The sequence below is a fragment of the Pseudomonas kielensis genome (assembly GCF_030505375.1).
Lineage (GTDB): Bacteria > Pseudomonadota > Gammaproteobacteria > Pseudomonadales > Pseudomonadaceae > Aquipseudomonas > Aquipseudomonas kielensis.
This window is the reverse complement of the sequence record NZ_CP130043.1, coordinates 3241763-3263453: the sequence shown is the minus strand read 5'-3', so window position 1 is coordinate 3263453 and position 21691 is coordinate 3241763. Positions and strand designations below refer to the sequence as shown.

The following is a 21691-nucleotide window of genomic DNA, read 5'->3' as shown; positions in this document are numbered from 1 at the left end:
CGCCAGGAGCGACTGCGCCCCTCGATGACGCCCGACGATTCTCTCAAGGCTAAAACATGCTCAATTCTGTCGCCCTCAAGCACGTCGAAACGCTGCATTGTCAAAGCTGCAAGTTAGCCGCCTTGTGCCTGCCGCTGGCCCTCAACAGCCAGGACATCAGCGCGCTGAACGAGATCATCAAACGCGAACGCCCGTTGCGAAAGGGCGATTACCTGTTCCACCAGGGCGCCCCCTTCACCTCCATCTACGCGATCCGCTCCGGCACCCTGAAAACCTCCAGCCTCACCAGCAACGGCGAAGAACACATCATCGGCTTTCATTTGCCGGGCGAACTGATCGGCTTCTCCGCCATGGACCTGAACGCCTACACCTCAACGGCCCAGGCTCAGGAAACCACCACGGTGTGCGAAATCCCCTTCGACCAACTGGAAAACCTGCTGGAGAAAATCCCCAAGCTGCGCCGCCAGTTGATTCACATCATGAGCCGCGAGATTCGCGACGATCAGAACATGATGCGCCTGCTGGCGAAGAAAAATGCCCAGGAGCGCCTGGCGGCTTTTTTGATCAATCTCTCGGTGCGCTTTCACGCCAACGGCTACTCGGCCCATCAGTTTCGCCTGAGCATGACCCGCCAGGAAATCGCCAATTACCTGGGGATCGCCACCGAGACCACCTGCCGCACGTTCACCTTCCTGCAGCAGCAAGGCCTGATCCAGGTGCAGGGCAAATACGTCCAGATCATGGACGCCCCCTCACTGTGCGAGCTGTCCAACCGTTAGGGCCGTGGCCTGTTCACGACGCCTTCAAGACCCCATACACCCCACGCACAATCATCTCCACTTCCCGCTCATCCAGGGTCAGGGGCGGCAGCAGGCGAATGGTCTTGCCCCGGGTGACATTGATCAGCAGGCCATGATCGCGGGCGGCGATCAGGCTCAGGTCGCGGATCGAGTGACTCAGTTCGATCCCGATCATCAAGCCCCGGCCACGAATCGCCACCACGTTCGCCAGGCCATCGAGCTCGGCATGCAGCCGTGCCAGCAGGCGTTCGCCCTGACGCCTGGCGTTGTCCAGCAACCCTTGCTCCTCGATGATCTCCAGCACCGTGCAAGCCACCCGGCAGGCCAGCGGGTTGCCGCCGAAAGTGCTGCCGTGACTGCCGGGGGTGAATAGCCGGGCGGCATTGCCCCGGGCCAGGCACGCGCCGATCGGCACGCCGTTGCCCAGGCCCTTGGCCAGGGTCATGACGTCCGGCACGACACCCTCGTGCTGGAAGGCAAACCATTGCCCGGTACGGCCGATGCCGGTCTGGATCTCATCGAGCATCAGCAGCCAGTTGCGCCGGTTGCACCGCTCGCGCACCGCGCTCAGATAGCCCGGCGGCGCCAATTGCACGCCGCTCTCGCCCTGGATCGGCTCCATCAGAATGGCCACGATGCGCTGCCCGTGATCCTGGTGCGCCTGATCCAGCGCGGCGAGGTCGCCGAACGGCACTTTCAGGAAGTCCCCTGGCAAGGCGCCGAAGCCCAGGCGCACCGCCGGGCCGTCGCTGGCCGACAGGGTGCCGAGGGTGCGCCCGTGAAAGGCGTTTTCCATGACCAGCACCAAGGGTTGCTCGATACCTTTTTGCCAGCCGTACAGGCGCGCCAGCTTCAGCGCGGTTTCATTGGCTTCGGCCCCGGAATTGCTGAAGAACGCCCGCTCCAGGCCTGACAGTTGGGTGAGCTTTTGCGCCAGTTGCTGCTGCCAGTCGATGCTGTACAGGTTGGAGGTGTGCAGCAACAGCCCGGCCTGTTCGCTGATGGCGCTGACCAACCGTGGGTGCGAGTGGCCGACATTGGTCACCGCCACGCCCGCCACCGCGTCCAGGTACTCGCGCCCGGCCTGGTCCCACAGGCGGGTGCCCAGGCCCTTGGCAAAACTCAGGGCCAGGGGTTGGTAGGTGCTCATCAGGTGGGTGGCGGTCATCGCAGCGTGCTCCAGCAGGGTTCGGTGTTTTTGCAGTATCGTTAGCCACCTGAGCTGGATAAACAGCCTGAAACTTCAATCATCTTGAAGCTGGACTTGATAATGGACCTATTCCTGGCCATGACGGTGTACGTCAAAGTGGTCGAGACCGGCAGCATGACCGCCGCCGCCCGCCAGTGCAGCCTGTCGACCACCATGGTCGGCAACCACTTGCGCGCCCTCGAGCAACGCCTGGGCGTCAGCCTGATCAACCGCACCACCCGCCGCCAGCGCCTCACTGAGTTTGGCGCAGCCTACTACGAGCGCTGCCTGGAGGTACTGGGGCTGGTGCAGGACAGCGAACGACTCGCCGAAACCGTGCACGACGAACCCCAGGGGATGCTGCGTATCGCCGCCCCACCGAGCTTCGGTTCCGAATGCCTGGCGCCGGCCATGCACCTGTTCACCCAGCAGTACCCGCAAATCCGCGTCGATGTGGTGCTGAGCCAGCAGGTGGTGGACCTGATCGACAACAGTGTCCACGCCGCCATTCGCCTGGGCACCCCCGAGCCGTCGGGGCTGATCGCCCGGCCGCTGATGGACTTCACCCTGACCATCTGCGCTGCCCCCTCCTACCTGGAACGCCGGGGAGTGCCCCGCACGCCGGCCGAACTGAGCCAACACGCCTGCCTGACCTACGCCTACCCCGTCGGCGATGACTGGAGCGCGGTGGGCAAACAATGGCCACTGAGCGGGCCCGAAGGCGAAGTGCTGGTGCCGGTCAGCGGGCCGATGATGATCAACAGCGCACCCGGCTTGCACCAGGCCGCGCGCGCTGGCATGGGCATAGTCATGCTGCCCGATGCGCTGGTGCAACAGGACCTGCACGACGGCAAGCTGGTGGCGCTGCTGCAGGACTATCAACTGCCCCACCGGCCGATGAACCTGGTCTACGCCCCGGACCGCTACCGCCTGCCGAAGCTGCGCTGCTTTGTCGAGTTCGCACTGCAGATGTGGGGCAAACAAGGGCCCGGGGCCGGCGTACCCAAATCACCCAAATCACCCAAATCAACGTAGGAGCAAAGCTTGCTTGCGATCATGATCTCAAGGGCGTCATCGCGGCATAGGTATCTACACGACTGTGGTGCGACGTTGCATCTGTGGGCCTCCGGGGTGTTGGATTAGGCCGGGTACATATCCAACACCCCAGAGGCCGCCACGCGGGTAAGCCTTGCGCCTACGACAACCGCGCAGTCGAATCACATTATGGATTAGCCTCTAAAGGCTACTTTTGCAAATGTAGCCTTTAGAGGCTACTTTTAAGCACTACGTCTTTCCTCTAGGAACCTGCATGACGATCAAGGCAGTCCTGACCGGTGATCTGATTCACTCCCAGCACTCCCACGACACCCTGGCGTACATCGAGGGGCTTTCCAGGGTGCTGGCGACCTTGAGCGAGCGCTACGGCGCCAGCGCTGAAACCTTCCGTGGCGACGGCTTTCAACTGGTGCTCGGACAACCGGCGCTGGCCTTCGACTGTGCGCTGGCCTTGCGGGCCGGGCTGATTGCCGCCAGCCCCAAAGGCGAGCGCTGGGACGCCCGGGTCGCCGTCGGCATCGGGGCGGCGCCAGTCGATAAAGGCTACGGCGAAGTCTTCGTGCTGTCCGGGCAAGGCCTGGACAGCATGAAAAAGTCGACCCTGGGGGTTTTTTGCAGCGACAGCCGGTTTCTCGAGCGCACAGAGCTGGTGACCGAGTTTGTCGGCGCCATCATCGAGCAATGGACCCAAGTGGAAGCCCAGACCTATGGCGTGCACCTGACCAGCCAGGGCGATCAGTCGAGCACCGCCCACCACCTGGGCAAATCCCGGGTCACGGTGAACAAAGCGCTGCAACGGGCCCAGGCACGTTTGCTGGATCGTTACCTGGAACGCACCCACCAGTGGATCGAGGAGTTGCAACATGGCTGAGCCCAACACTCTGTTGCTGATACTGCTGCTGATCCATGTGCTGGCCGACTTCTCCCTGCCCTGGAAACGCTGGTTCAGCCAAGCCAGCAGCGGGCTCCACCGAGCACGGGCGCTGACCAGCTATGTCGGGGTCGCGGGGCTGGGCTACTGTGCCGCGCTGGCGCTGACCGCCAATCCGCTGCCCTGGGCCGCCCTGATCGCACTGTCGCTGGCCGTGGCGCGAGCCGCCCTGCATGGGTTGCTCCCGCGTCCCGCGCCCCATCCGGTGCGCCGCTTCCTCCTGGAACAGGGGGTTAGCCTGCTGGCGATCCTCGGGGTCTGGGCCGCGATCGAGGGCGCCGCCGTGCCCTGGCGTGCCTGGTTGACGGAACTGGTGAGTGCGCCAAACCTGTTGATCGCCCTGGCCTACCTGCTGGTGTTGCGGCCCACGTCCAGCCTGATCGGGGCCGCCCTTGCCCCGTGGATCAAGGAAATCGACAAACTCGGCTCACTGGCCAACGCCGGGGCGCTGATTGGCAATCTGGAGCGGGTGCTGATCCTGACCTTCGTCCTGTTGCAGCAATGGGAGGCCGTGGGTTTCCTGATCACCGCCAAAAGCATCCTGCGCTTCAATGAAATCCAGGGCGCCAAGGTCCGCTCGCTGAGCGAATACGTGCTGCTGGGCACCTTGTTGAGCTTCACCCTGAGCATCGCCGTCGGGCTGGCGGTGACGCGGATCCTGGGACTGTAGCCTCCTGAGGCTACTTTTCCCGTTGTAGCCTCAGGAAGCTACACCTGCGAGGCGACTCCCGGCACTGGAGCGACCCTGTGCCTTGGGCTAGTCTCAGCGACGCAAGGACCACTTCGGCATCAGCACAGCAAGGAGAGCGATCATGGGGGATGCGTCGGAATTCGAGCCATTGCAGGTCCACCCGGTGGACCTGAACGAAGACATACTGAGGGCGATCCTGGACCTGACCAGCGACGGCATCTGGGACTGGAACGCCAACACCGGCTTCGTCTACCGCAACCGCGGCTGGTACGAGATGCTTGGCTACGCGCCCCACGGCCTGGAAAACAGCGTACTGACCTGGGAAAGCCTGATCCACCCGGAGGATTTCCCCCAGGTGATGCAACTGTTCGACGACCATCTGCAGCAACGCTCGCCGCGTTACCTGGCGCAATACCGTTGCCGCATGCAGGACGGCGCCTACACCCGGATCGAAGACCAGGGCTACGTGGTCGCCCGCAATGCCGATGGCTCGGTCGCGCGGATGATCGGCGCCCACCGCAGCATTGAAGACAAGCAGCGCCTGGTGGAGCAGTTGGAGCAACGCAACAAGTCCCTGGAAGCCATCATCGACGAACGCACCCGCGAGTTATCGCGAGTCAATCAACAGTTGCAGGTGCAGTTGCAGGAGAACCGCAAGCTGGCCGAGAGCGACAGCCTCACCGGCATCGCCAACCGCTACCGCCTGGAAACCGCCCTGCCGCTTGAGTGCGAACGCGCCGAGCGGTTTCGCCAGCCACTGTCGCTGATCGCCATGGACATCGACGACTTCAAAGTCATCAATGACCACTACGGCCATGCCCTGGGTGATGCGGCGCTGGTGCACGTGGTGGAAACCCTCAAGCGCTGCGTGCGCGAAGGCGACTTGCTGGCCCGTTGGGGCGGCGACGAGTTCATCATGCTGCTGCCCAACACCCCCGTCACCACCGCCCGGGTCCTGGCCGAAACCATTCGCTTTGAACTGGAAAGCCTGGCGCCGGTGGGCGACTACCAGGTGACCATGAGCTTTGGCGTGGTCCAGCGCTTCGACGACGAACAGCAGACCGGCCTGCTGGCCCGCGCCGATCAGGCGCTGTATCGCTCGAAAAGCGTCGGCAAGAACATGATCAGCGAATGATCGGACTTACATCCCGGCCTTCACCAACACCGGTTGCGCCGAATACCGCTGCGGGTACAGCTGTTTGAGCTGCGCCACTTTCGGCAGGTCGTTGATGACGATGTAGGGGTGGTTGGGGTGCTCGGTCAGGAAGTCCTGGTGGTAGTCCTCCGCCGGGTAAAAACCACTGTCACGCTCGACGTTGGTCACTATCGGTGCGTTGAAGGCATGGGCCGCGTCCAACTGGGCGATGTAGGCCTGGGCGACCTTCTGTTGCCGGGCATTTTCCACGAACAGTGCCGAACGATACTGGGTGCCCCGGTCGGGCCCCTGACGATTGAGTTCCGTAGGGTTATGGGCCACCGAAAAATAGATCTGCAACAAGCTGCCGTAGCTGACCTGGGCCGGGTCGAAGGTCACTCGCACCGCCTCGGCGTGGCCGGTATCGCCTTCGCCGACACGTTCGTACTGCGCGGTTTCGGCCGTGCCCCCGGCGTAGCCCGACACCGCACTGGTCACCCCTTTGACATGCTGGAACACCCCCTGCACGCCCCAGAAACAACCACCGGCGAACACCGCGGTTTCACTCGCCGTATTCGGTACTTCGTCGACCACTGGCGCTGCCAGGACGACCGCCTCTTCGCTCGCGCCCAGGGAAAAACCCAGGCACTGCCCGACCACGCCGGCGAGCGCCAGGCCGAACAAGGTGTGACGCCAGGTCAATCGGCGATTCATGGTAAGTACTCCTGATGGGGGAAATGGGTGACTGACAGTGCCGTCACTGAGCAAGGTAAAAACCTGGGGTCAGGCCGCAAAGGTCATGGCCAGGCCATTCATGCAGTAGCGCAGTCCGGTCGGTGGTGGGCCGTCGTCGAACACATGGCCCAGGTGCCCGCCGCAGCGCCGGCAATGCACCTCTTCACGCAGCACGCCTAAGCTGCGGTCCTGGCGGGTGGCCACGGCGTTGGGCAGCGGCGCCCAGAAACTTGGCCAGCCGGTATGGCTGTCGAACTTGCGGCTGGAAGTGAACAGCGCCAACTGGCAGCCGGCGCAGGCAAAGGTGCCGTCGCGATGCTCGTCGTTCAGCGCACTGCTGTAGGCGCGCTCGGTGCCCTCCTCCCGCAGGATGTGGTACTGCTCGGGGGTCAGCAGGGCGCGCCATTGCTCATCGCTGTGGCTGACCTCGAAGGTCTCAGCCGCCTGCGCCGCACCGATCAACGTCGGGGGCGCCACCCGCCGGGTCAGGACCCCGGCCACCAGCGCTGCAACACCCAGCCCGCCGCCGGCCAGCAGAAACTGTCGCCGTGAATACATGGTCCCTCTCCTTCACTGTGCTGTGGATAACCTGGAACACAGCCTAGGCTTGAGGTGATCGCCAAATCCTCACGTACAGTTAAACAATTCGTGATAACTGAGCGCCGGGAAAAGCCGCACAATGGCCGCACTACGCAACCGGATCGGAGCTTTATGGACCAGCCAAAACGTGTCCTGGTGGTCGAGGACGACAGTCACATCGCCGACCTGATCTGCCTGCACCTGCGCGACGAACACTTCGAGGTGGTGCACAGCGCCGACGGCAACCAGGGCCTGCACCTGCTCGAACAGGGCAACTGGGACGCGCTGGTCCTGGACCTGATGCTGCCCGGTGTCGACGGCCTGGAAATCTGCCGCCGCGCCCGCGCCATGGCGCGCTACACGCCGATCATCATTACCAGCGCGCGTTCCAGCGAAATGCACCGCATCCTCGGCCTGGAACTGGGTGCCGACGATTACCTGGCCAAGCCGTTTTCCATGCTCGAGCTGGTCGCTCGGGTCAAGGCCCTGCTACGCCGAGTCGATGCCATGGCGCGCAACCTGAAGATGGACGCCGGCAGCCTCAGCAGCGACGGTCTGTTCATCGACCCGATCACCCGCGAAGTGGCGCTGCACGGCAAGCGCCTGGACCTGACGCCGCGCGAGTTCGACCTGCTGTACTTCTTCGCCCGCCAACCGGGCAAGGTGTTCTCGCGCATGGACCTGCTCAACGCGGTCTGGGGCTACAGCCACGAAGGCTACGAACACACGGTCAACACCCACATCAACCGCCTGCGCGCCAAGATCGAGGCCGATCCGGCGCAGCCGGTGCGCATTCTCACGGTCTGGGGGCGCGGCTATAAATTCGCCAGCGCGCAGGAGTCGACATGAAGCTGACCCTCAGCCAACGCCTGTCGCTGGTGTTCGCCCTGCTCCTGCTGATCTGCAGTGGCACCTCGGTATGGATGCAGGTGCGCGCCAACCAGATGCATGAGCTGGAAGTGGTGCAAGGCTTGTCCCGCGACCTGGCGCAGCACATCGCCCGTGACACCCAGTTGATGGATGCCAACGGCCTGAAACCCGAAGCCCTGCGTAACCTGTTCAGCCAACTGATGCTGGTCAACCCGAGTGTCGAGGTGTACCTGCTCGACAACCAGGGCCGAGTGATCGGCGATGCGGCGCCCGAGGGCCATCTGCGCCGCGAGCAGGTCGACCTGGCGCCCTTGCAGCGTTTGCTCAACGACGAGCGCCTGCCGATTCTCGGCGACGATCCGCGCAGTCTCGACGGGCGCAAGGTGTTCAGCGCCGCACCGCTCAAGGTCAACGGCCAGCAGGCCGGATATCTGTATGTGGTGCTGCTCAGCGAAGAACGTGACCGCTTGGCCGCGCGCGGCGCCACCAGTGCGGCGCTGAACACGGCCCTCTGGTCGATTGGCCTGGTGGCGCTTTTGTGCCTGATTGCCGGCCTGACCGCGTTCACCTTGATCACCCGGCCGCTACGGCGCCTGACCGACAGCGTCAAGGGCTTCGACATCGACGGCATCCCCGCCACGGCGCCCGCCCCCGCGCCTGTGGAGCCCTCCACCAGCCAGGACGAAATCGCCGTACTCGCTGCCGCATTCCGGCAAATGCAGAACCGCCTGGGCGAACAATGGCGCTCCCTGACCCGCCAGGATCAGGAGCGCCGTGAACTGGTGGCGAACATTTCCCACGACCTGCGCACTCCCCTGGCGTCGTTGCATGGTTACCTGGAAACCCTGTCGCTCAAGGACGCCAGCCTGACCCCGGACGAACGCCGGCGTTACCTGGGCATCGCCCTGGACCAGAGCCGCAAGGTCGGTGGCCTGGCGCAATCGTTGCTGGAACTGGTGCGCCTGGAGCACGGTTTTGTCCAGCCGGTGCTGGAGCGTTTTTCCCTGACCGACCTGGTGCAGGACATCTTCCAGAAATTCGAGCTGAACGCCGAGTCCCGGCATGTGCAACTCAAGGCCAGTTTTGCGCCGAGCGTGTCAGGGGTGTGCGCCGACCTCGGGTTGATCGAGCGAGTGCTGACCAACCTGTTCGACAACGCCCTGCGCTACACCCCGGCCGGAGGGGTGATCGAAATCCGCCTGGTGCCCCAGGGCAAATTCGTCGAAATCACCGTCAGCGACAGCGGCCCGGGGATTGCCGCCGAACTGCGCGAAGGACTGTTCCTGCGCCCGTTCAACATTGGCGGGGCGCGCCGCGACGGTGGCCTGGGCTTGCGGATTGTGCAGCGGATCCTTGAACTGCACGGCCGCCAGGTGCGCCTGCTGGATGTCCCAGGCCAAGGCGCGACCCTGTGCTTTTCACTGGCGGTGGACGAAGCCACGGCCACGGCCCTGGCAGTGCGCTCGATGAACCTCAACACACCGGGACAGGCCTGACGGACCGACGTAAATCCTGTGGGAGCTCGCTCGCGATGGCGGTGTGTCAGGCGCCATGGATATTGAATGTGCCGGCTTCATCGCGAGCAGGCTCGCTCCCACAATGGTTTTGTGGTGCCCACAGATACCCACTGTCAATCGCGATAACCTGGCGCCACTCGGTCAAGCAGCCGCAGCAAGGCTTTCCAGGCCAGATCCAGGGCATCCGGGTCACTCAGCTCGCCTTCGGCCAGCGGGCGCTGCGGTTGGTTGAACTGGCGTTCAGTGTGTTCGCAGACCGCTGCCGGTGGCAGCACCAGATCACCGCAGGCTTGGGCGGCCAACTGGATGTCGCAGGCCTTTTCCAGGTAGTACATGCGCAAAAAGGCCTGGGCCACACTGCTGCCGACGGTCAACAGGCCGTGGTTGCGCAGCATCAGCACGTGCTTGTCGCCCATGTCCGCCACCAGCCGCGCCTGCTCGGCCAGGTCCAGGGCGATGCCCTCGTAGTCGTGATAGGCGACACGACCATAGAACTCCATGGACATCTGATTAACCGGCAACAAGCCACAGGCCAGCGCCGCCACCGCGCAACCGGCACGGGTGTGGGTGTGCAGCACGCACTGGGCGTCCTCGCGGGCCGCGTGCAGGGCGCTGTGGATGACGAAGCCGGCCGGATTGACGGGATACGGGCTGTCCTCCACCGCACGTCCGTCGAGCCCGATCTTGACCAGGTTCGAAGCGCTGATTTCGTCGAACATCAAGCCATAGGGGTTGATCAGAAAATGGTGCTCAGGCCCCGGCAGGCGCACCGAGATGTGGGTGAAGATCAGGTCAGTCATGCGAAAGTGCGCGATCAAGCGGTAGCAGGCCGCCAATTCCTCACGCAGGGCTTGTTCGCTCGGATGGATCATTGGCATTGCTCCAGGCCCTCGACCAGCGCGTCCCAGTCGGCGAAGTCGCGACGGCCGATGAACACCAGGCGTGACCCCGTGGCGTGGGCCTCGTCGGTGGCGGCCAGAAACTGGCTGCGGGTGCCGACGTGTTGCAGCCAGTGTGCCTTGCTGCCCTGATCCAGCAGCACCAGGCCCTTGACCCGAAACACATCCCGGGGCAAAGCCTGCAACCAGCCGCGCAGGCGCTCGACATTCAACGGCGCCGGGCTCTGCCAGAGGAAGCTGCTGAACATTTCGCCGTGGTCGCCGACGGTTGCCCGGACCAAGGGCTTGAGCGAGCGCGGCTGCAGGTCCAGGTCCGAATCCAGCCACAGGGCGTCGGGCAGTTGCGCCTGGACGCTCTCGTGGATCCGGGTGCGCAGGCCCAGCGCGTCGCGCAGGGCTTGCAACTGGGCGGCGTCCACCAGGTCGGTCTTGTTCAACAGCAGCAGGTCGGCCGCCGCCACTTGCGCCCGGGCCAGGCGTGCGTACTCGCCATCGAGCTGCAAGTGCCCGGTGGCATCGACCACGGTGATCACCATGTCCAGTTGCATCTGGCTGCGCAGTTGCGGGTAGGCCAGGGTCTGCACGATGCGCTGTGGATCGGACACCCCGCTGCACTCGATGACGATGCGCTCCAGGCGTGGCTGCAATTGCGCCAGGCTGCTCAGTTGCGCCAGCAGGTCTTCTTGCACCGTGCAGCAGATGCAGCCGTTTTGCAGGCTGTACACCGCGTCGGTGACCTCGGAAACGATCGCCGCATCGATGTTCAGCTCGCCAAAATCATTGACGATCACCGCCAGCCGACTGCCTTCGGCGCGGCGCACCATGCGGTTGAGCAAGGTGGTCTTGCCGGCCCCGAGAAACCCCGAGACCACGGTCACCGCGATACGTTGAGGGTTCATTGGGCCTTGCCCTCCAGCACCGGTGGCTCACCGGTCCACACGGCCTTGAGGCCGGCGTCGGCCAGTGCGCCGTTGCGGTCATAGACCAGTTGCCCGTCGACGAAGGTCAACAGCACCTGGGTCTGGTGAATGTAATTGCGCGCCGGCTGGGCGAACAGGTCGCGGTCGATGACGATCAGGTCCGCCGACTTGCCAACCTCCAGGCTGCCGGTCGACTGCTCCAGGCCCATGGCCACGGCGCCGTTGAGGGTGATCACGTTCAGTGCCTGCTCGAGGCTGATGGGGTCGCCAAAGCAGGAGGGATCGTCGTTCCACGGGTTCTGCCGGGTGACCATGGTTTCCAGTGCCAGCCACGGGTCGATGGACGCCACCGGCCAGTCAGTGCCCATCACTGCGGTGCCGCCCGCTTCGAGCACGCCTTTGAAATCGTAGATGCGCTTGAGCCGCTCCTGGCCGTAGCCCGAACGTGCGCCGCTGGCGAACGGCGTCGGGTACCAGGCCGCCGGGGAGAATTCGGCGATCACATTGAGTTCCTTGAAGCGCGGCAGGTTGCCCGGGTGCAGCAAGGTGCTGTGGGCGCACTGGTGGCGCACACCGCTGAAGCCGTTGCGCCGACGGGCCTCGGCGACGGCGTCGAGGAACACATCGGAAGCGCCGTCGCCGGTGCAGTGGGCGATGACGCGGATGCCGCGGCTGTCCATGTCCACCACCATGTCGGTGATGTGCTCGGGGGTCAGGTTGAGCTTGCCGCGCCAGCTCGACTCTTCTGGCCAGGGGGTCAGCAGGTACGAGGACTTCGGCTCCACGGTGCCGTCGAAGTGGAACTTCACCGCGTTGGCACTCAGGCGTGCGCTGCGGTAGTAGTGACGTTCACCGCTGAGCAGTTCCCAGCGGCGACGCACCGGGAAGATGTCGTCCTGCCAACTGATGGCGGCTTCAATGCGCACGGTCAGTTCGCCGCTGTCGTCCAGCTCTTTCAGCGCCTGCAGGCGTTGCTCGCAGACGTGCACGTATTTGCTCGCCGTGACACCACGCGAACTCTGGAAATGCACCCCGTCACGGTAGGCGCGGCGCAGCACGCTGACCGGGGTCGGCGGCATGGCGGCGTGGATCATCGCGTAGGCACCGTCGATCATCAGGCCGTTGGGTTCGCCACTCAGTTCGTCGCGCTCCAGGTAGCCGTTGCGCGGGTCGGCGGTGTGGCGGTCGATGCCTGCCAGTTCCAGGGCCTTGGAGTTGACCATCATGGTGCCCCACATACGATCGAGCAGGGCCACCGGGCGATCCGGCATGACGCTGTCGAGCCACGCCCGGCCCGGGGTCAGGCCGGCTTCGCGGAAGGTGTAGCGCACCCAGTATTGCCCATAGATCCAACCGTCGCCGGGGTGGGCATCGGCATAGGCCAGGATGCTCGCGCGCAGCTGTTCCGGGGTCGGGTCTTCGATGCCGACATCCAGGTCGTCGCTGTAGCGCGGGGCCAGGGCCAGGTCAGGGTGGGTGTGCATGTCGTGCAGGCCCGGCATGCAGAAGGCCCCCTGCAGGTCATGCACCAGGGTGTTCGGGCCCTTGAATCCTTGCAACTCGGCCAGGCTGGCAACCCCCACCAACTTGCCGCCGCGAATGGCCACGGCCTCCGCCCAGGGCTGCGCCGGGTTCTGGGTATAGATGCGACCGTTGCCAAGGATCAGGTCGGCATAGGTCCCTTGCGCAGAATGGGTAGAGGAAAAGTTGTCGGACTCAGCCATGCAAGCCACCTTCGAGTTCAGTGCGGGTGAAGGGTCTTCCGCGCACATTTGGCTTCGGTGACCCTGACGAATGGCACTAGTATTGTTGAATCAACCAATACAACAATCGATTTTTTTTGGCTTAATCGTTCGATTTACGTCACCATACGATTCAACACTCAGCCCCCCTTAAAGACAGGATTCTTTATGCGCTTTCCTTCAATGACAGCCCTGCGGGCTCTGGATGCGGTGGCCCGGCTGGGCAGCGTGTCGGTCGCCGCCCGCGAACTGAACCTGACCCGCAGCGCCATCAGCCACCAGATCAGCAAGCTGGAAGAGTGCGTGGGGTTTGCCCTGACCGAGCGCATCGGCCGCGGGATCGGCCTGACCTACCAGGGCGAGCGCTACGCCCGCGAGGTGCACGGAATTCTGCTGAACCTGCTGGACGCCGGCCAGCCGGTGGACGACCAGGAAGTCTCGGGGCGGCTGTGTGTCAGTTGCGCGCCGGGATTCGCCACCTACTGGCTGTGCCACCACATTGGCGCGTTTCTGCGCCAGTACCCGCAGGTGCAGTTGCAGCTGATCTCCCCCAAATCGCCGGATGACACCCACAACACCAACGTCGACCTGTTTATCGCCTACGGCATTGGTGACTGGCCGGAAATGCACGTCGAGGAGATCGTCGCGCTGCGCTTTTTCCCGGTGTGCAGCCCGCGCCTGATCAACGCCTTGAGCGGCCTGAAGAACCCGCAGGAGCTCAGCGCCTACCCGCTGCTGCACATGACCGACTACTCGGACTGGCGCGTCTGGCTGACCGCCGCCGGCGCCTCGGGCGTCAATGCCATGAGCGGAATCCTGTTCTCCGACGCCCACTGCGCGCAGTCGGCGTGCATTGCCGGCCAGGGCATTGCCATCGGCGACAACCTGATCAGTGGCGATGCACTGTCCAAGGGGCTGTTGGTGCGCCCGTTCGACATCACCATCGACCTGCACCGCGGCTACTACCTGGCGACCGACCCGCAAAAAGCCGAGCGGCGGGTGGTCCAGGCTTTCAGCAGTTGGGTCAAGACCCAACTGCAGTCCTCCCACCAGACCTGGCAAGACACCCTCTGAGCCGACGGAAAACGCCGCCCCTTTTCAGGGCGGAATCAGCCGATAATTGAGTAATTTTTCTAACCAATACCCACAAAATAATTCCATTGATGTAGCGATACTTTTAACAATAATAAACCCAAAGCCCATTTCGGATTTGCATCCGTCCTCGTACGTCTTATGGGCAATAAAAAGAGGATCTCCATCGTGTCCAGCGGTTCAGCGATTCAGCTCAGCGCACAAGGTATCAGCCAGTATTACGGTCGTTTCGCAGCGCTGGATAACGTCGACCTGGACGTTCGCCAGGGCGAGTTCCTGACGTTGCTCGGGCCTTCCGGTTCGGGCAAGACCACCTTGCTGATGATCCTCGCGGGCTTCCTCAGCCCGACGTCCGGCAAGTTGATGGAACAGGGCGTCGACATCATCAAGCGCTCGGCCGAGAAGCGTAACTACGGCATGGTGTTCCAGGGGTATGCCCTGTTCCCACACATGACGGTGGCGGACAACGTGGCCTACCCGCTGCGCATCCGCAAAGTCGCCGCCGAAGAACGCCAGCGCCGGGTCAAGCACATCCTCGAAGTGGTCGGCCTCGGCGCCCACATGCACAAGAAGCCGGCCGAAATGTCCGGCGGTCAGCAACAGCGCGTGGCCATTGCCCGGGCGCTGGTGTTCGAACCGGACCTGCTGCTGCTCGACGAGCCCCTGTCGGCCCTGGACAAGAACCTGCGCGAACAACTGCAGACCGAACTGCAACGCATCCATCGCCAGGTCGGCACCAGCTTCGTGTTCGTCACCCACGACCAGAACGAAGCCCTGGCGCTGTCCTCGCGCATCGCGATTTTCAACCACGGCAAGCTGACCCAGGTCGACACCCCGGAAAACATCTACAACCGCCCCGAGAGCCGGTTTGTCGCCGAATTCCTCGGCAAGATGAACCTGTTCCCGCTGCAGGACCTGACCCGCAACGGCCCCACCGCCAGCGGCCGTTGTGGCGACAACCTGCTGCACGCCCAGGCCCCGGCCCCCCTGAGCAAACAGCCAAGCGTGCTGGCGGTGCGCCCCGAACACATGGACCTGCACAGCGAACGTCCGAACCGCGACGGCTACAACGTGATCCCCGCGCAGCTCACCGACAAGGTCTACCAGGGCTCCAGCACTCACCTGTCGCTGAAGGTTGGGGGCGATGCCCTGCCGATCAACCTCTCGGTGCCCGGCAATCACCCGGGAGCCCTGATGCCCAGCGGCGCGCCGGTGTGGCTGAGCTGGCCGGTCCAGCAAAGCTTCCTGCTGCAAGCCTGACCCCTGAACAACGTGCGTCACAAAGCTCTCTCCTAACGACAACAATAGGCCCTTGTCCCAACGGACTGCCGCCATCTGAGGACTTGCCCATGAGCCAGGATCATCAACGCGACTGTATTGAAGTGCTTATCGAAAAGGCCCGTGGCGGGCAGATCAACCGACGCACCTTCATCCAGGCCATGGGCCTGTTGGCGGCCGTGCCCCTGGCGCTGCGCAGCGGTATCAGTTGGTCGGCCGACAAGCCGCTGGTGGTGGTCAACTGGGGTGGCGACGCACTGACCGCCTTCCGCTCCGCCTGGACCGACACCTTCACCAAGAACACCGGAATCCAGGTGCGCATCGACGGCGCCGGCCCCACCGAGGGCGCGATCCGCTCACAACTGGCCAGCGGTCAGCCCAGCTGGGACGTGGTCGACGTCGAGAGCTACAGCGCCATTGTCCTGGGCAAGGAAAAGATCCTGCAGCCCCTGGACTACAACGTGATCAAGCGTGACCAGGTGGCGCCAGTCCTGGCCTCCGACCACGGCATCGCCAGCTACCAGTTCAGCTACGTGATGGCTTGGGACAGCGAGAAGTTCGGCGATAACGGGCCGAAAACCTGGGCCGATTTCTGGGACGTGAAGAAATTCCCCGGCAAACGCACCCTCTACAAATGGATGAACGGCATGCTCGAGGCGGCGCTGCTGGCCGACGGTGTTCCGGCCGATCAGCTCTACCCACTGGACGTGGTGCGCGCCCTGAACAAGATCGACGAGATCAAGCCCCACGTGCTGTCGTTCTGGAGCTCGGGCGCCGAAAGCCAGCAACTGATGGTCGATGGCGAAGTCTCGGTGGGCGCCATCTGGCACACCCGCGCCAAGCTGCTCAGCGAAGACACCGAAGGCCGTGTGCGCTGGAGCTTCGACAACGGCTTCATCAACTCCAGCAGCTGGGCCGTACTGTCGGGCAACCCGGCGGGGAGCCAGCCGGCGATGCAGTTCATCCAGCATGCCCTGCAACCGGAAGGCCAGCTCAAGCTCTTCGAACTGCTGGGCAACGGTCCGTCCAACAGCGCGACCGAGAAGCTGATGTCGGCCGAACAACTGCAAGCCAACTGCGCGTCGCCAGAGAACCTGAAAAAACAGATCGCGCTCAACGCCCAGTGGTACGCCGACAACTACTCCAACGCCCTGGAGCAGTACCTCACGCGGCTGTCCAAGTGAGCCATCGATCATGACCATGACCTTGACCCTGAGCAAACCCAAGCCGCGGTTCAGTTCGCCGGCGCTGGAACGCGGCTTGCTGCTGTTCCCGCTGCCGGTGTTGCTGCTGATCTTCTACGTGCTGCCGTTTATCGGCGTGGTCGGCTGGAGCTTCTCGCTGCCGACACCGGGCCTGGAGCAGTACGAACGCATCGCCACCGACCCGGCCATCCACGACATGCTCTGGCGCACCCTGCGCCTGTGCCTGACCGTCAGCGTGCTGGCCCTGGTGATCGGCTACCTGCTGGCCTACTGCTGGGTGTTCAGCCCGCCGTTCTGGCAGCGGGTGGTGGAGATTTGCATCTTCATCCCGTTCTGGATCTCGGTGCTGGTGCGGGCGTTCGGCTGGTTGATCGCCCTGCGCAGCAATGGGGTGCTCAACAACGGGTTGATGGGCATGGGCCTGATCGATCAACCGCTGCAACTGAGCCGCAATGAAATCGGCGTGGTGATCGGCATGCTCCACGTGATGATTCCGTACGCGGTGTTCCCGCTGCTGTCGAGCATGCGCCAGCTGGACCAGCGCATTCTCATGGCCTCCCGGGGCCTGGGAGCCGGGCCGCTGCGCACGTTCTGGCAAGTGTTGCTGCCCCAGACCCTGCCGGGGATGCTGGGCGCCTTCATCATGGTCTTCGTGTTCTGCCTGGGCTTCTTCATCACCCCGGTACTGCTGGGTGGCGGGCAAACGGTGATGATCGCCGAGTACGTGTTCCTGCAAATGTTCCAGACCAGTAACTGGGGCCTGGGGGCCGCCTTGAGCGTGGTGCTGCTGTTGTTGGTCAGCGCATTGATCTGGGTCCTGCTGAAAATGACCCGTGTGAACCGCCTGGTAGGCTGAGGTTATCTATGAACACCCATCGTACAAGCCTGAGTACCCGCCTGCTGGCCGTGATCGCCATGGCCTTCATGCTGTTCCCGCTGCTGACGGTCATACCGGTGTCGTTCACCAGCAAGCGCTTCCTGTCGATGCCCGAGGGCAACTGGTCGCTACGGCACTACGAGGCGCTGGTGAGCAATCCGGACTGGTTCCATGCCATCAGCCAGAGCCTGACCATTGCCTTTGCCACCAGCCTCATCGCCACCCTGCTGGCGGCCAGCTTCAGCCTGGGCATCTGGTACATGCGCTCGAAACTGGCCACCGCGTTGATCGGCCTGGTGCTGTTGCCGATGGCGATCCCGCCGGTGATTTCGGCGCTGGTGCTGTACTTCATGGAAACCAAGCTCGGCCGATTCGCCCCGGGCATGGGCTACGACACCCTGACCGGGGTGGTGATCGCCCACGTGATCATGGTGGTGCCGTACGGGGTGGTGACCATGCTGGTTGCCCTCAGCCAGATCGACCGACGGATTGAACTGGCCTCGCGCAACCTCGGCGCCAGCCTGATGCAGACCACCTTCATGGTGATCCTGCCGAACCTCAAGCTGGGCCTGGCCTCCACCGCCCTCCTGGGCTTTGCCCTGTCGTGGGAAGAAGTGGCGGTGACCCTGTTCATCACCAGCGTCAACGTCGACACCCTGCCCAAGCGCATCTGGAGCGGCCTGCGCGACAACGTCGACCCAAGCGTGGCGGCCATCTCGGTGCTGCTGATCAGCCTGACCCTGCTGGTGCTGATTGGGCGCCTGGTGGTCCAGCACCTGGTCGACAAACGGGCGCAAAGGCTTCAACACCCGTGACAACACCGCCCCGGTCCAATAGATTAGGCGGCCTGAAAAGGCCGTCGTGCTTTCTCGCCTCAATTCAAGTTTAAAGAAGTAGTGAAATTTCAATGCCAGATTCCAACACCGCTGAATCCGTAGTCACCTTGTCGTCCAAAGCGGAATACGAAAACTCCATCAATCTTTCACAACACGTGCCCCAGGCCAAAACCATCAGCGAGATGGTCCTGGACGCCTTCCACACTTCCAAGGAAAGCGACCAGATTCGCGATCTGCGCGCCGCCATCCGCCAGGCCCACGACCGCTTCGACGACGACCAGGCCTACGAACTGATGGGCCAGCTCAAGCAACTCAAGGACGCCGAGGCCGCCGACATCGCCGCCCTCGAAGACCTGAGCAGCAAATTCCCGATCAGCCGCATCCTGTCCAGCTTCAAGGACGACCCTGCTTTCCAGGAACTGGTCTACGGCCTGGCCCTGAAAGTCCTCAACCAGACCCACCAGGCCATCAGCAACCCAAGCGGCAGCAAGGGCAAGGCCGCCCGCGCGAAGAAAGAAGTCGAAGTGTTCAGCATCAGCAAGGACGGCCTCACCGTCACCCTGCCCCTGCGCACCCCACGCTCGAAACCCAGCGTCGATCGCCAAGCCTATGAATTCCTCGGCTTCACCTTTGTCGGTGAAGGCGACGAACTGGAACTGGAAACCGAAACCTTCCTCGACACCAGCGGCACCGAACAACCGGCCACCCGCAAAGCCATCATCACCGCCCTGCAACAACAGACCGCGTTTGCCGGCTACAGCATCGCGGCCCAGTAATCGCCGAGTAAATCGCCCCAACAAAAAGCCCCGCTCTTCGTTTGAAGGCGGGGCTTTTTGCTGGGGCGAGCGAGCGCATCGGCGGAGAAAACGCAGCGCAAGAGCGGCGAGGACCAGGTCCTCGAACGCAACCTCGCGGGCTCGACAGCTGCGGGGGATTGGGATATTGCCAAGATATGTGGTGTGGCGCAGATCACCATCGCTAGCAAGCTAGCAGCCACAAAGACATCCCACAGAAATACTCCAGCCAAAAAGAAGCAGGCCGGCCGATAGGCCGCCTCGCCCTTACCACTCAACAGGCCGAGCGTTAGCTCGCCTGCAGCTCTTGATCTTGATCCACCCGCCCCATCGGCAGGCTGAGCGAAGGTGTCCATCCGGGGGGAGGCGCGGAGCGCCGTGCGGCGAAGCCGCATACATCGAGAGGAGGTGCAGCGAAGCAAACCGGAGGCGATGCCCCCGGATGGATACCGTAGCGAAGGGACCCCGAGCCTTAGCGAGGGGCCGAACGCCTGGGGCAAAGACCTTTGGTTACTTTGGGCTGGGCCGGCACTCCGGCGTTTGCCAAAGTGACCCGCCGTAAGGGCGGAACCATTAGCCGCCATCACCACAGCAACGGATATGCCCCCCCCCCCCCGACAAACCCAGCCCCAACAAAAAGCCCCGCTCTTCTCACAAAGGCGGGGCTCCAGGCACAACGGCAAACCTTAAGGCGCGTAAGTCAGCAACAACTCACTCGGCACCTTGAAATCCAACGACATCATCACGCTCAACGCCGTGATGGTGAAGATCGAGAACACAAACAGCTTGCGTGCCCACACCGTGTCATCCACCGCCTTATAGCCGGTCCAGGCCATATACAACCAGTACATGCCCATGGCCGCGGCAACGGCCAGGTAGCTCATGCCCGCATAACCACTGAAGGTCAGCATCAAGGTCGCCACCAGGAACGCCAGGATATAGAGCAGGATATGCCGCTTCGCCACCTGGATCCCACGCTTGACCGGCAACACCGGAATCGAGGCCGCCAGGTAGTCGTTGAAGCGGAAAATCGCGATCGCATAGGAATGCGGCATCTGCCACAGGCTGAACATCACCAGCAGGGTCAGCGCAGCCATGTCGAAGCTGTTGCTCACGGCCACATAACCGATCACCGGCGGCATCGCCCCCGACAGACTGCCCACCAGCGTGCCGTGTACCGACTTGCGCTTGAGATACAGGCTGTAGAAGCCGACATAGATGACAAACCCAATCACCGCGAACAGCGCCGCCAACGGGTTGGCCACCTTGTACAGCAGGGCCACGCCCGCAACACCCAGGACAGTCGCGTAAACCAGTGCCAGTTTCAGGGAGATCAGGCCCTGCACCAGCACCCGGTTCTTGGTGCGCTCCATCTTCAGGTCGATATCACGGTCGATGCAGTTGTTGAACACGCAACCCGAGGCTACCACCAGGGACGTGCCGATCATCGCGGCCAGGAAAATGGCCAGATCGACATGCCCCTTCGAGGCCAGGAAGAATCCGCCTGCCACAGAAAGCACGTTACCGAAAATGATCCCCGGTTTGGTGATTTGGATAAAGTGCTTAAAGGACATCCGGACTTACCTCACTTCGCCATCATGAAGGTGTGGATGCTGAACATGATCCACAGCGACAGACCCACCAGCAGGACAATCACCAGTGCGGCGAAGACAAACGCGATCACGTTGTTACGCTGAGCCTGCGAACGATCCAGGTGGAGGAAGTACACCAGGTGCACCAGCACCTGGATCACGGCGAATGCCAGGACGATCCACAGGGTGATCGACTTCGGCAGCGATGGGTACATCACCAGGCCGAACGGGATCACTGTCAGGATGACCGACAGGATGAAGCCGATGGCGTAGGACTTGACGCTGCCGTGGCCGGCATCGTCGTGGGAATGTGATGTGTTAGCCATTTACATAGTCCCCATCAGGTAAACAACGGTGAATACGCAGATCCACACGACGTCCAGGAAGTGCCAGAACAGGCTCAGGCAGCTCAGACGGGTCTTGTTGGTCGCCGTCAGGCCGTTTTTCTGCACCTGATACATCATGATCGCCATCCAGATCAGACCGCTGGTCACGTGCAGACCGTGGGTGCCGACCAGGGTGAAGAACCCGGACAGGAAGCCGGAACGGCTAGGGCCGTAGCCTTCGGAGATCAGCAGGTGGAACTCGTTGATCTCCATGGCGATAAAGCCGGCGCCGAACAGGAAGGTCATGGCCAGCCAGCCCAGGACCTGGCTCTTCTTGCCCTTGAACAACGCCAGCATGGCGAAGCCGTAGGTGATCGAACTGAACAGCAGCAGAGCGGTTTCGCCCAGTACATACGGCAGTTCGAAGATGTCGTGGCCCGACGGGCCACCGGCGACGTTGTTTACCAGTACCGCGTATACCGCGAAGATCGACGCAAACAGGATGCAGTCGGTCATCAGGTAGAGCCAGAAGCCGTATACGGTCATCTCGCCCGAGTCGTGGTGATGGTCATCATGCCCATGTCCATCGACATGGGTGTGTCCAGCATTGGTCACTAAGTTCGACAT

Annotated in this window: 22 protein-coding genes; 13 read left to right on the top strand and 9 right to left on the bottom strand. The window is 63.0% G+C overall.

The genetic code is table 11. From position 1 onward, the window contains the following. The first annotated feature begins 56 nt into the window (after window positions 1-56). Window positions 57-779, top strand: coding sequence for a fumarate/nitrate reduction transcriptional regulator Fnr (gene fnr / locus Q1W70_RS15275; RefSeq protein ID WP_302097509.1), 723 nt, complete (start codon window positions 57-59; stop codon window positions 777-779). 13 nt (window positions 780-792) lie between these two features. Here fnr and Q1W70_RS15270 read toward each other — a convergent pair whose 3' ends face one another. Continuing rightward, window positions 793-1968: an aspartate aminotransferase family protein gene (locus Q1W70_RS15270; protein WP_182342207.1), complete on the bottom strand. Its 1176-nt coding sequence runs from the start codon at window positions 1966-1968 to the stop codon at window positions 793-795. Window positions 1969-2070: 102 nt separating this feature from the next. On the opposite strand from Q1W70_RS15270, the gene Q1W70_RS15265 reads away from it, so the two are divergent. The 4 genes from Q1W70_RS15265 (at window position 2071) to Q1W70_RS15250 (ending at window position 5802) form a co-directional block, all read left to right on the top strand. Continuing rightward, window positions 2071-3024: a LysR family transcriptional regulator gene (locus Q1W70_RS15265; protein WP_185818382.1), complete on the top strand. Its 954-nt coding sequence runs from the start codon at window positions 2071-2073 to the stop codon at window positions 3022-3024. A 274-nt stretch (window positions 3025-3298) separates the two neighbouring features. After that, window positions 3299-3916: a hypothetical protein gene (locus Q1W70_RS15260; protein WP_166589678.1), complete on the top strand. Its 618-nt coding sequence runs from the start codon at window positions 3299-3301 to the stop codon at window positions 3914-3916. Next, on the top strand, window positions 3909-4646 hold the full coding sequence (locus Q1W70_RS15255) for a hypothetical protein (RefSeq protein ID WP_302097507.1): 738 nt from the start codon (window positions 3909-3911) through the stop codon (window positions 4644-4646). The genes Q1W70_RS15260 and Q1W70_RS15255 overlap by 8 nt, the downstream gene beginning before the upstream one ends. Window positions 4647-4788: 142 nt before the next feature. Beyond that, window positions 4789-5802 (top strand): sensor domain-containing diguanylate cyclase, encoded by a 1014-nt coding sequence (locus Q1W70_RS15250; protein WP_166589680.1) that lies wholly within the window; start codon window positions 4789-4791, stop codon window positions 5800-5802. Window positions 5803-5808: 6 nt separating this feature from the next. On the opposite strand, the gene msrA is transcribed toward Q1W70_RS15250, so the two are convergent. Beyond that, window positions 5809-6516: a peptide-methionine (S)-S-oxide reductase MsrA gene (msrA, locus tag Q1W70_RS15245; RefSeq protein WP_302097506.1), complete on the bottom strand. Its 708-nt coding sequence runs from the start codon at window positions 6514-6516 to the stop codon at window positions 5809-5811. 69 nt (window positions 6517-6585) lie between these two features. Beyond that, window positions 6586-7095 (bottom strand): peptide-methionine (R)-S-oxide reductase MsrB, encoded by a 510-nt coding sequence (msrB, locus tag Q1W70_RS15240; RefSeq protein ID WP_166589682.1) that lies wholly within the window; start codon window positions 7093-7095, stop codon window positions 6586-6588. Between the two features lie 153 nt (window positions 7096-7248). Between msrB and Q1W70_RS15235 the strand changes: the two genes are divergently transcribed. Together Q1W70_RS15235 and Q1W70_RS15230 are read left to right on the top strand one after the other, a co-directional pair. Then, on the top strand, window positions 7249-7965 hold the full coding sequence (locus tag Q1W70_RS15235; RefSeq protein WP_166589683.1) for a response regulator transcription factor: 717 nt from the start codon (window positions 7249-7251) through the stop codon (window positions 7963-7965). After that, the gene (locus Q1W70_RS15230; RefSeq protein WP_166589684.1) at window positions 7962-9482 is read left to right on the top strand and encodes a sensor histidine kinase; all 1521 of its coding nucleotides are present in this window, start codon (window positions 7962-7964) and stop codon (window positions 9480-9482) included. The genes Q1W70_RS15235 and Q1W70_RS15230 overlap by 4 nt, the downstream gene beginning before the upstream one ends. Window positions 9483-9616: 134 nt before the next feature. On the opposite strand, the gene Q1W70_RS15225 is transcribed toward Q1W70_RS15230, so the two are convergent. The 3 genes from Q1W70_RS15225 to Q1W70_RS15215 are packed head-to-tail and all read right to left on the bottom strand — an operon-like array spanning window position 9617 to window position 13046. After that, on the bottom strand, window positions 9617-10375 hold the full coding sequence (locus Q1W70_RS15225; protein ID WP_166589685.1) for a class II aldolase/adducin family protein: 759 nt from the start codon (window positions 10373-10375) through the stop codon (window positions 9617-9619). After that, on the bottom strand, window positions 10372-11301 hold the full coding sequence (locus Q1W70_RS15220; RefSeq protein WP_182342215.1) for a CobW family GTP-binding protein: 930 nt from the start codon (window positions 11299-11301) through the stop codon (window positions 10372-10374). Before Q1W70_RS15220 ends, Q1W70_RS15225 begins: the two co-directional genes overlap by 4 nt. Further along, entirely contained in the window at window positions 11298-13046 is a 1749-nt protein-coding gene (locus Q1W70_RS15215; protein WP_095168905.1) for an amidohydrolase, read from the bottom strand. The genes Q1W70_RS15220 and Q1W70_RS15215 overlap by 4 nt, the downstream gene beginning before the upstream one ends. A gap of 186 nt (window positions 13047-13232) precedes the next feature. On the opposite strand from Q1W70_RS15215, the gene Q1W70_RS15210 reads away from it, so the two are divergent. The 6 genes from Q1W70_RS15210 to Q1W70_RS15185 all read left to right on the top strand — a co-directional run bounded on the left by Q1W70_RS15210 (window position 13233) and on the right by Q1W70_RS15185 (window position 19128). After that, window positions 13233-14138 carry a LysR substrate-binding domain-containing protein gene (locus Q1W70_RS15210; RefSeq protein ID WP_095168906.1) on the top strand — a complete coding sequence of 302 codons (906 nt, stop codon included), beginning with the start codon at window positions 13233-13235 and terminating at the stop codon, window positions 14136-14138. A 186-nt stretch (window positions 14139-14324) separates the two neighbouring features. Continuing rightward, the gene (locus tag Q1W70_RS15205; RefSeq protein WP_166589687.1) at window positions 14325-15416 is read left to right on the top strand and encodes an ABC transporter ATP-binding protein; all 1092 of its coding nucleotides are present in this window, start codon (window positions 14325-14327) and stop codon (window positions 15414-15416) included. An 89-nt stretch (window positions 15417-15505) separates the two neighbouring features. Beyond that, complete coding sequence (locus Q1W70_RS15200; RefSeq protein WP_166589688.1) at window positions 15506-16618, top strand: ABC transporter substrate-binding protein; 1113 nt, start codon at window positions 15506-15508, stop codon at window positions 16616-16618. A gap of 10 nt (window positions 16619-16628) precedes the next feature. Then, the gene (locus Q1W70_RS15195) at window positions 16629-17495 is read left to right on the top strand and encodes an ABC transporter permease (protein ID WP_166589689.1); all 867 of its coding nucleotides are present in this window, start codon (window positions 16629-16631) and stop codon (window positions 17493-17495) included. Window positions 17496-17503: 8 nt separating this feature from the next. Next, entirely contained in the window at window positions 17504-18331 is an 828-nt protein-coding gene (locus Q1W70_RS15190; protein ID WP_166589690.1) for an ABC transporter permease, read from the top strand. A 92-nt stretch (window positions 18332-18423) separates the two neighbouring features. After that, window positions 18424-19128 carry a hypothetical protein gene (locus Q1W70_RS15185; protein WP_166589691.1) on the top strand — a complete coding sequence of 235 codons (705 nt, stop codon included), beginning with the start codon at window positions 18424-18426 and terminating at the stop codon, window positions 19126-19128. A gap of 704 nt (window positions 19129-19832) precedes the next feature. Here Q1W70_RS15185 and cyoE read toward each other — a convergent pair. The 3 genes from cyoE to Q1W70_RS15170 are packed head-to-tail and all read right to left on the bottom strand — an operon-like array spanning window position 19833 to window position 21691. Beyond that, window positions 19833-20720 (bottom strand): heme o synthase, encoded by an 888-nt coding sequence (cyoE, locus tag Q1W70_RS15180; protein WP_095168912.1) that lies wholly within the window; start codon window positions 20718-20720, stop codon window positions 19833-19835. 11 nt (window positions 20721-20731) lie between these two features. Then, complete coding sequence (gene cyoD, locus Q1W70_RS15175) at window positions 20732-21064, bottom strand: cytochrome o ubiquinol oxidase subunit IV (protein ID WP_095168913.1); 333 nt, start codon at window positions 21062-21064, stop codon at window positions 20732-20734. Then, the gene (locus Q1W70_RS15170) at window positions 21065-21691 is read right to left on the bottom strand and encodes a cytochrome o ubiquinol oxidase subunit III (RefSeq protein WP_166593142.1); all 627 of its coding nucleotides are present in this window, start codon (window positions 21689-21691) and stop codon (window positions 21065-21067) included.

Bases quoted from the DNA above. Each gene is read 5' to 3' on its own strand.
- fnr (WP_302097509.1), top strand. From the start codon at position 57: ATGCTCAATTCTGTCGCCCTCAAGCACGTCGAAACGCTGCATTGTCAA.
- Q1W70_RS15270 (WP_182342207.1), bottom strand. From the start codon at position 1,968: ATGACCGCCACCCACCTGATGAGCACCTACCAACCCCTGGCCCTGAGT.
- Q1W70_RS15265 (WP_185818382.1), top strand. From the start codon at position 2,071: ATGGACCTATTCCTGGCCATGACGGTGTACGTCAAAGTGGTCGAGACC.
- Q1W70_RS15260 (WP_166589678.1), top strand. From the start codon at position 3,299: ATGACGATCAAGGCAGTCCTGACCGGTGATCTGATTCACTCCCAGCAC.
- Q1W70_RS15255 (WP_302097507.1), top strand. From the start codon at position 3,909: ATGGCTGAGCCCAACACTCTGTTGCTGATACTGCTGCTGATCCATGTG.
- Q1W70_RS15250 (WP_166589680.1), top strand. From the start codon at position 4,789: ATGGGGGATGCGTCGGAATTCGAGCCATTGCAGGTCCACCCGGTGGAC.
- msrA (WP_302097506.1), bottom strand. From the start codon at position 6,516: ATGAATCGCCGATTGACCTGGCGTCACACCTTGTTCGGCCTGGCGCTC.
- msrB (WP_166589682.1), bottom strand. From the start codon at position 7,095: ATGTATTCACGGCGACAGTTTCTGCTGGCCGGCGGCGGGCTGGGTGTT.
- Q1W70_RS15235 (WP_166589683.1), top strand. From the start codon at position 7,249: ATGGACCAGCCAAAACGTGTCCTGGTGGTCGAGGACGACAGTCACATC.
- Q1W70_RS15230 (WP_166589684.1), top strand. From the start codon at position 7,962: ATGAAGCTGACCCTCAGCCAACGCCTGTCGCTGGTGTTCGCCCTGCTC.
- Q1W70_RS15225 (WP_166589685.1), bottom strand. From the start codon at position 10,375: ATGATCCATCCGAGCGAACAAGCCCTGCGTGAGGAATTGGCGGCCTGC.
- Q1W70_RS15220 (WP_182342215.1), bottom strand. From the start codon at position 11,301: ATGAACCCTCAACGTATCGCGGTGACCGTGGTCTCGGGGTTTCTCGGG.
- Q1W70_RS15215 (WP_095168905.1), bottom strand. From the start codon at position 13,046: ATGGCTGAGTCCGACAACTTTTCCTCTACCCATTCTGCGCAAGGGACC.
- Q1W70_RS15210 (WP_095168906.1), top strand. From the start codon at position 13,233: ATGCGCTTTCCTTCAATGACAGCCCTGCGGGCTCTGGATGCGGTGGCC.
- Q1W70_RS15200 (WP_166589688.1), top strand. From the start codon at position 15,506: ATGAGCCAGGATCATCAACGCGACTGTATTGAAGTGCTTATCGAAAAG.
- Q1W70_RS15195 (WP_166589689.1), top strand. From the start codon at position 16,629: ATGACCATGACCTTGACCCTGAGCAAACCCAAGCCGCGGTTCAGTTCG.
- Q1W70_RS15190 (WP_166589690.1), top strand. From the start codon at position 17,504: ATGAACACCCATCGTACAAGCCTGAGTACCCGCCTGCTGGCCGTGATC.
- Q1W70_RS15185 (WP_166589691.1), top strand. From the start codon at position 18,424: ATGCCAGATTCCAACACCGCTGAATCCGTAGTCACCTTGTCGTCCAAA.
- cyoE (WP_095168912.1), bottom strand. From the start codon at position 20,720: ATGTCCTTTAAGCACTTTATCCAAATCACCAAACCGGGGATCATTTTC.
- cyoD (WP_095168913.1), bottom strand. From the start codon at position 21,064: ATGGCTAACACATCACATTCCCACGACGATGCCGGCCACGGCAGCGTC.
- Q1W70_RS15170 (WP_166593142.1), bottom strand. From the start codon at position 21,691: ATGTCGAACTTAGTGACCAATGCTGGACACACCCATGTCGATGGACAT.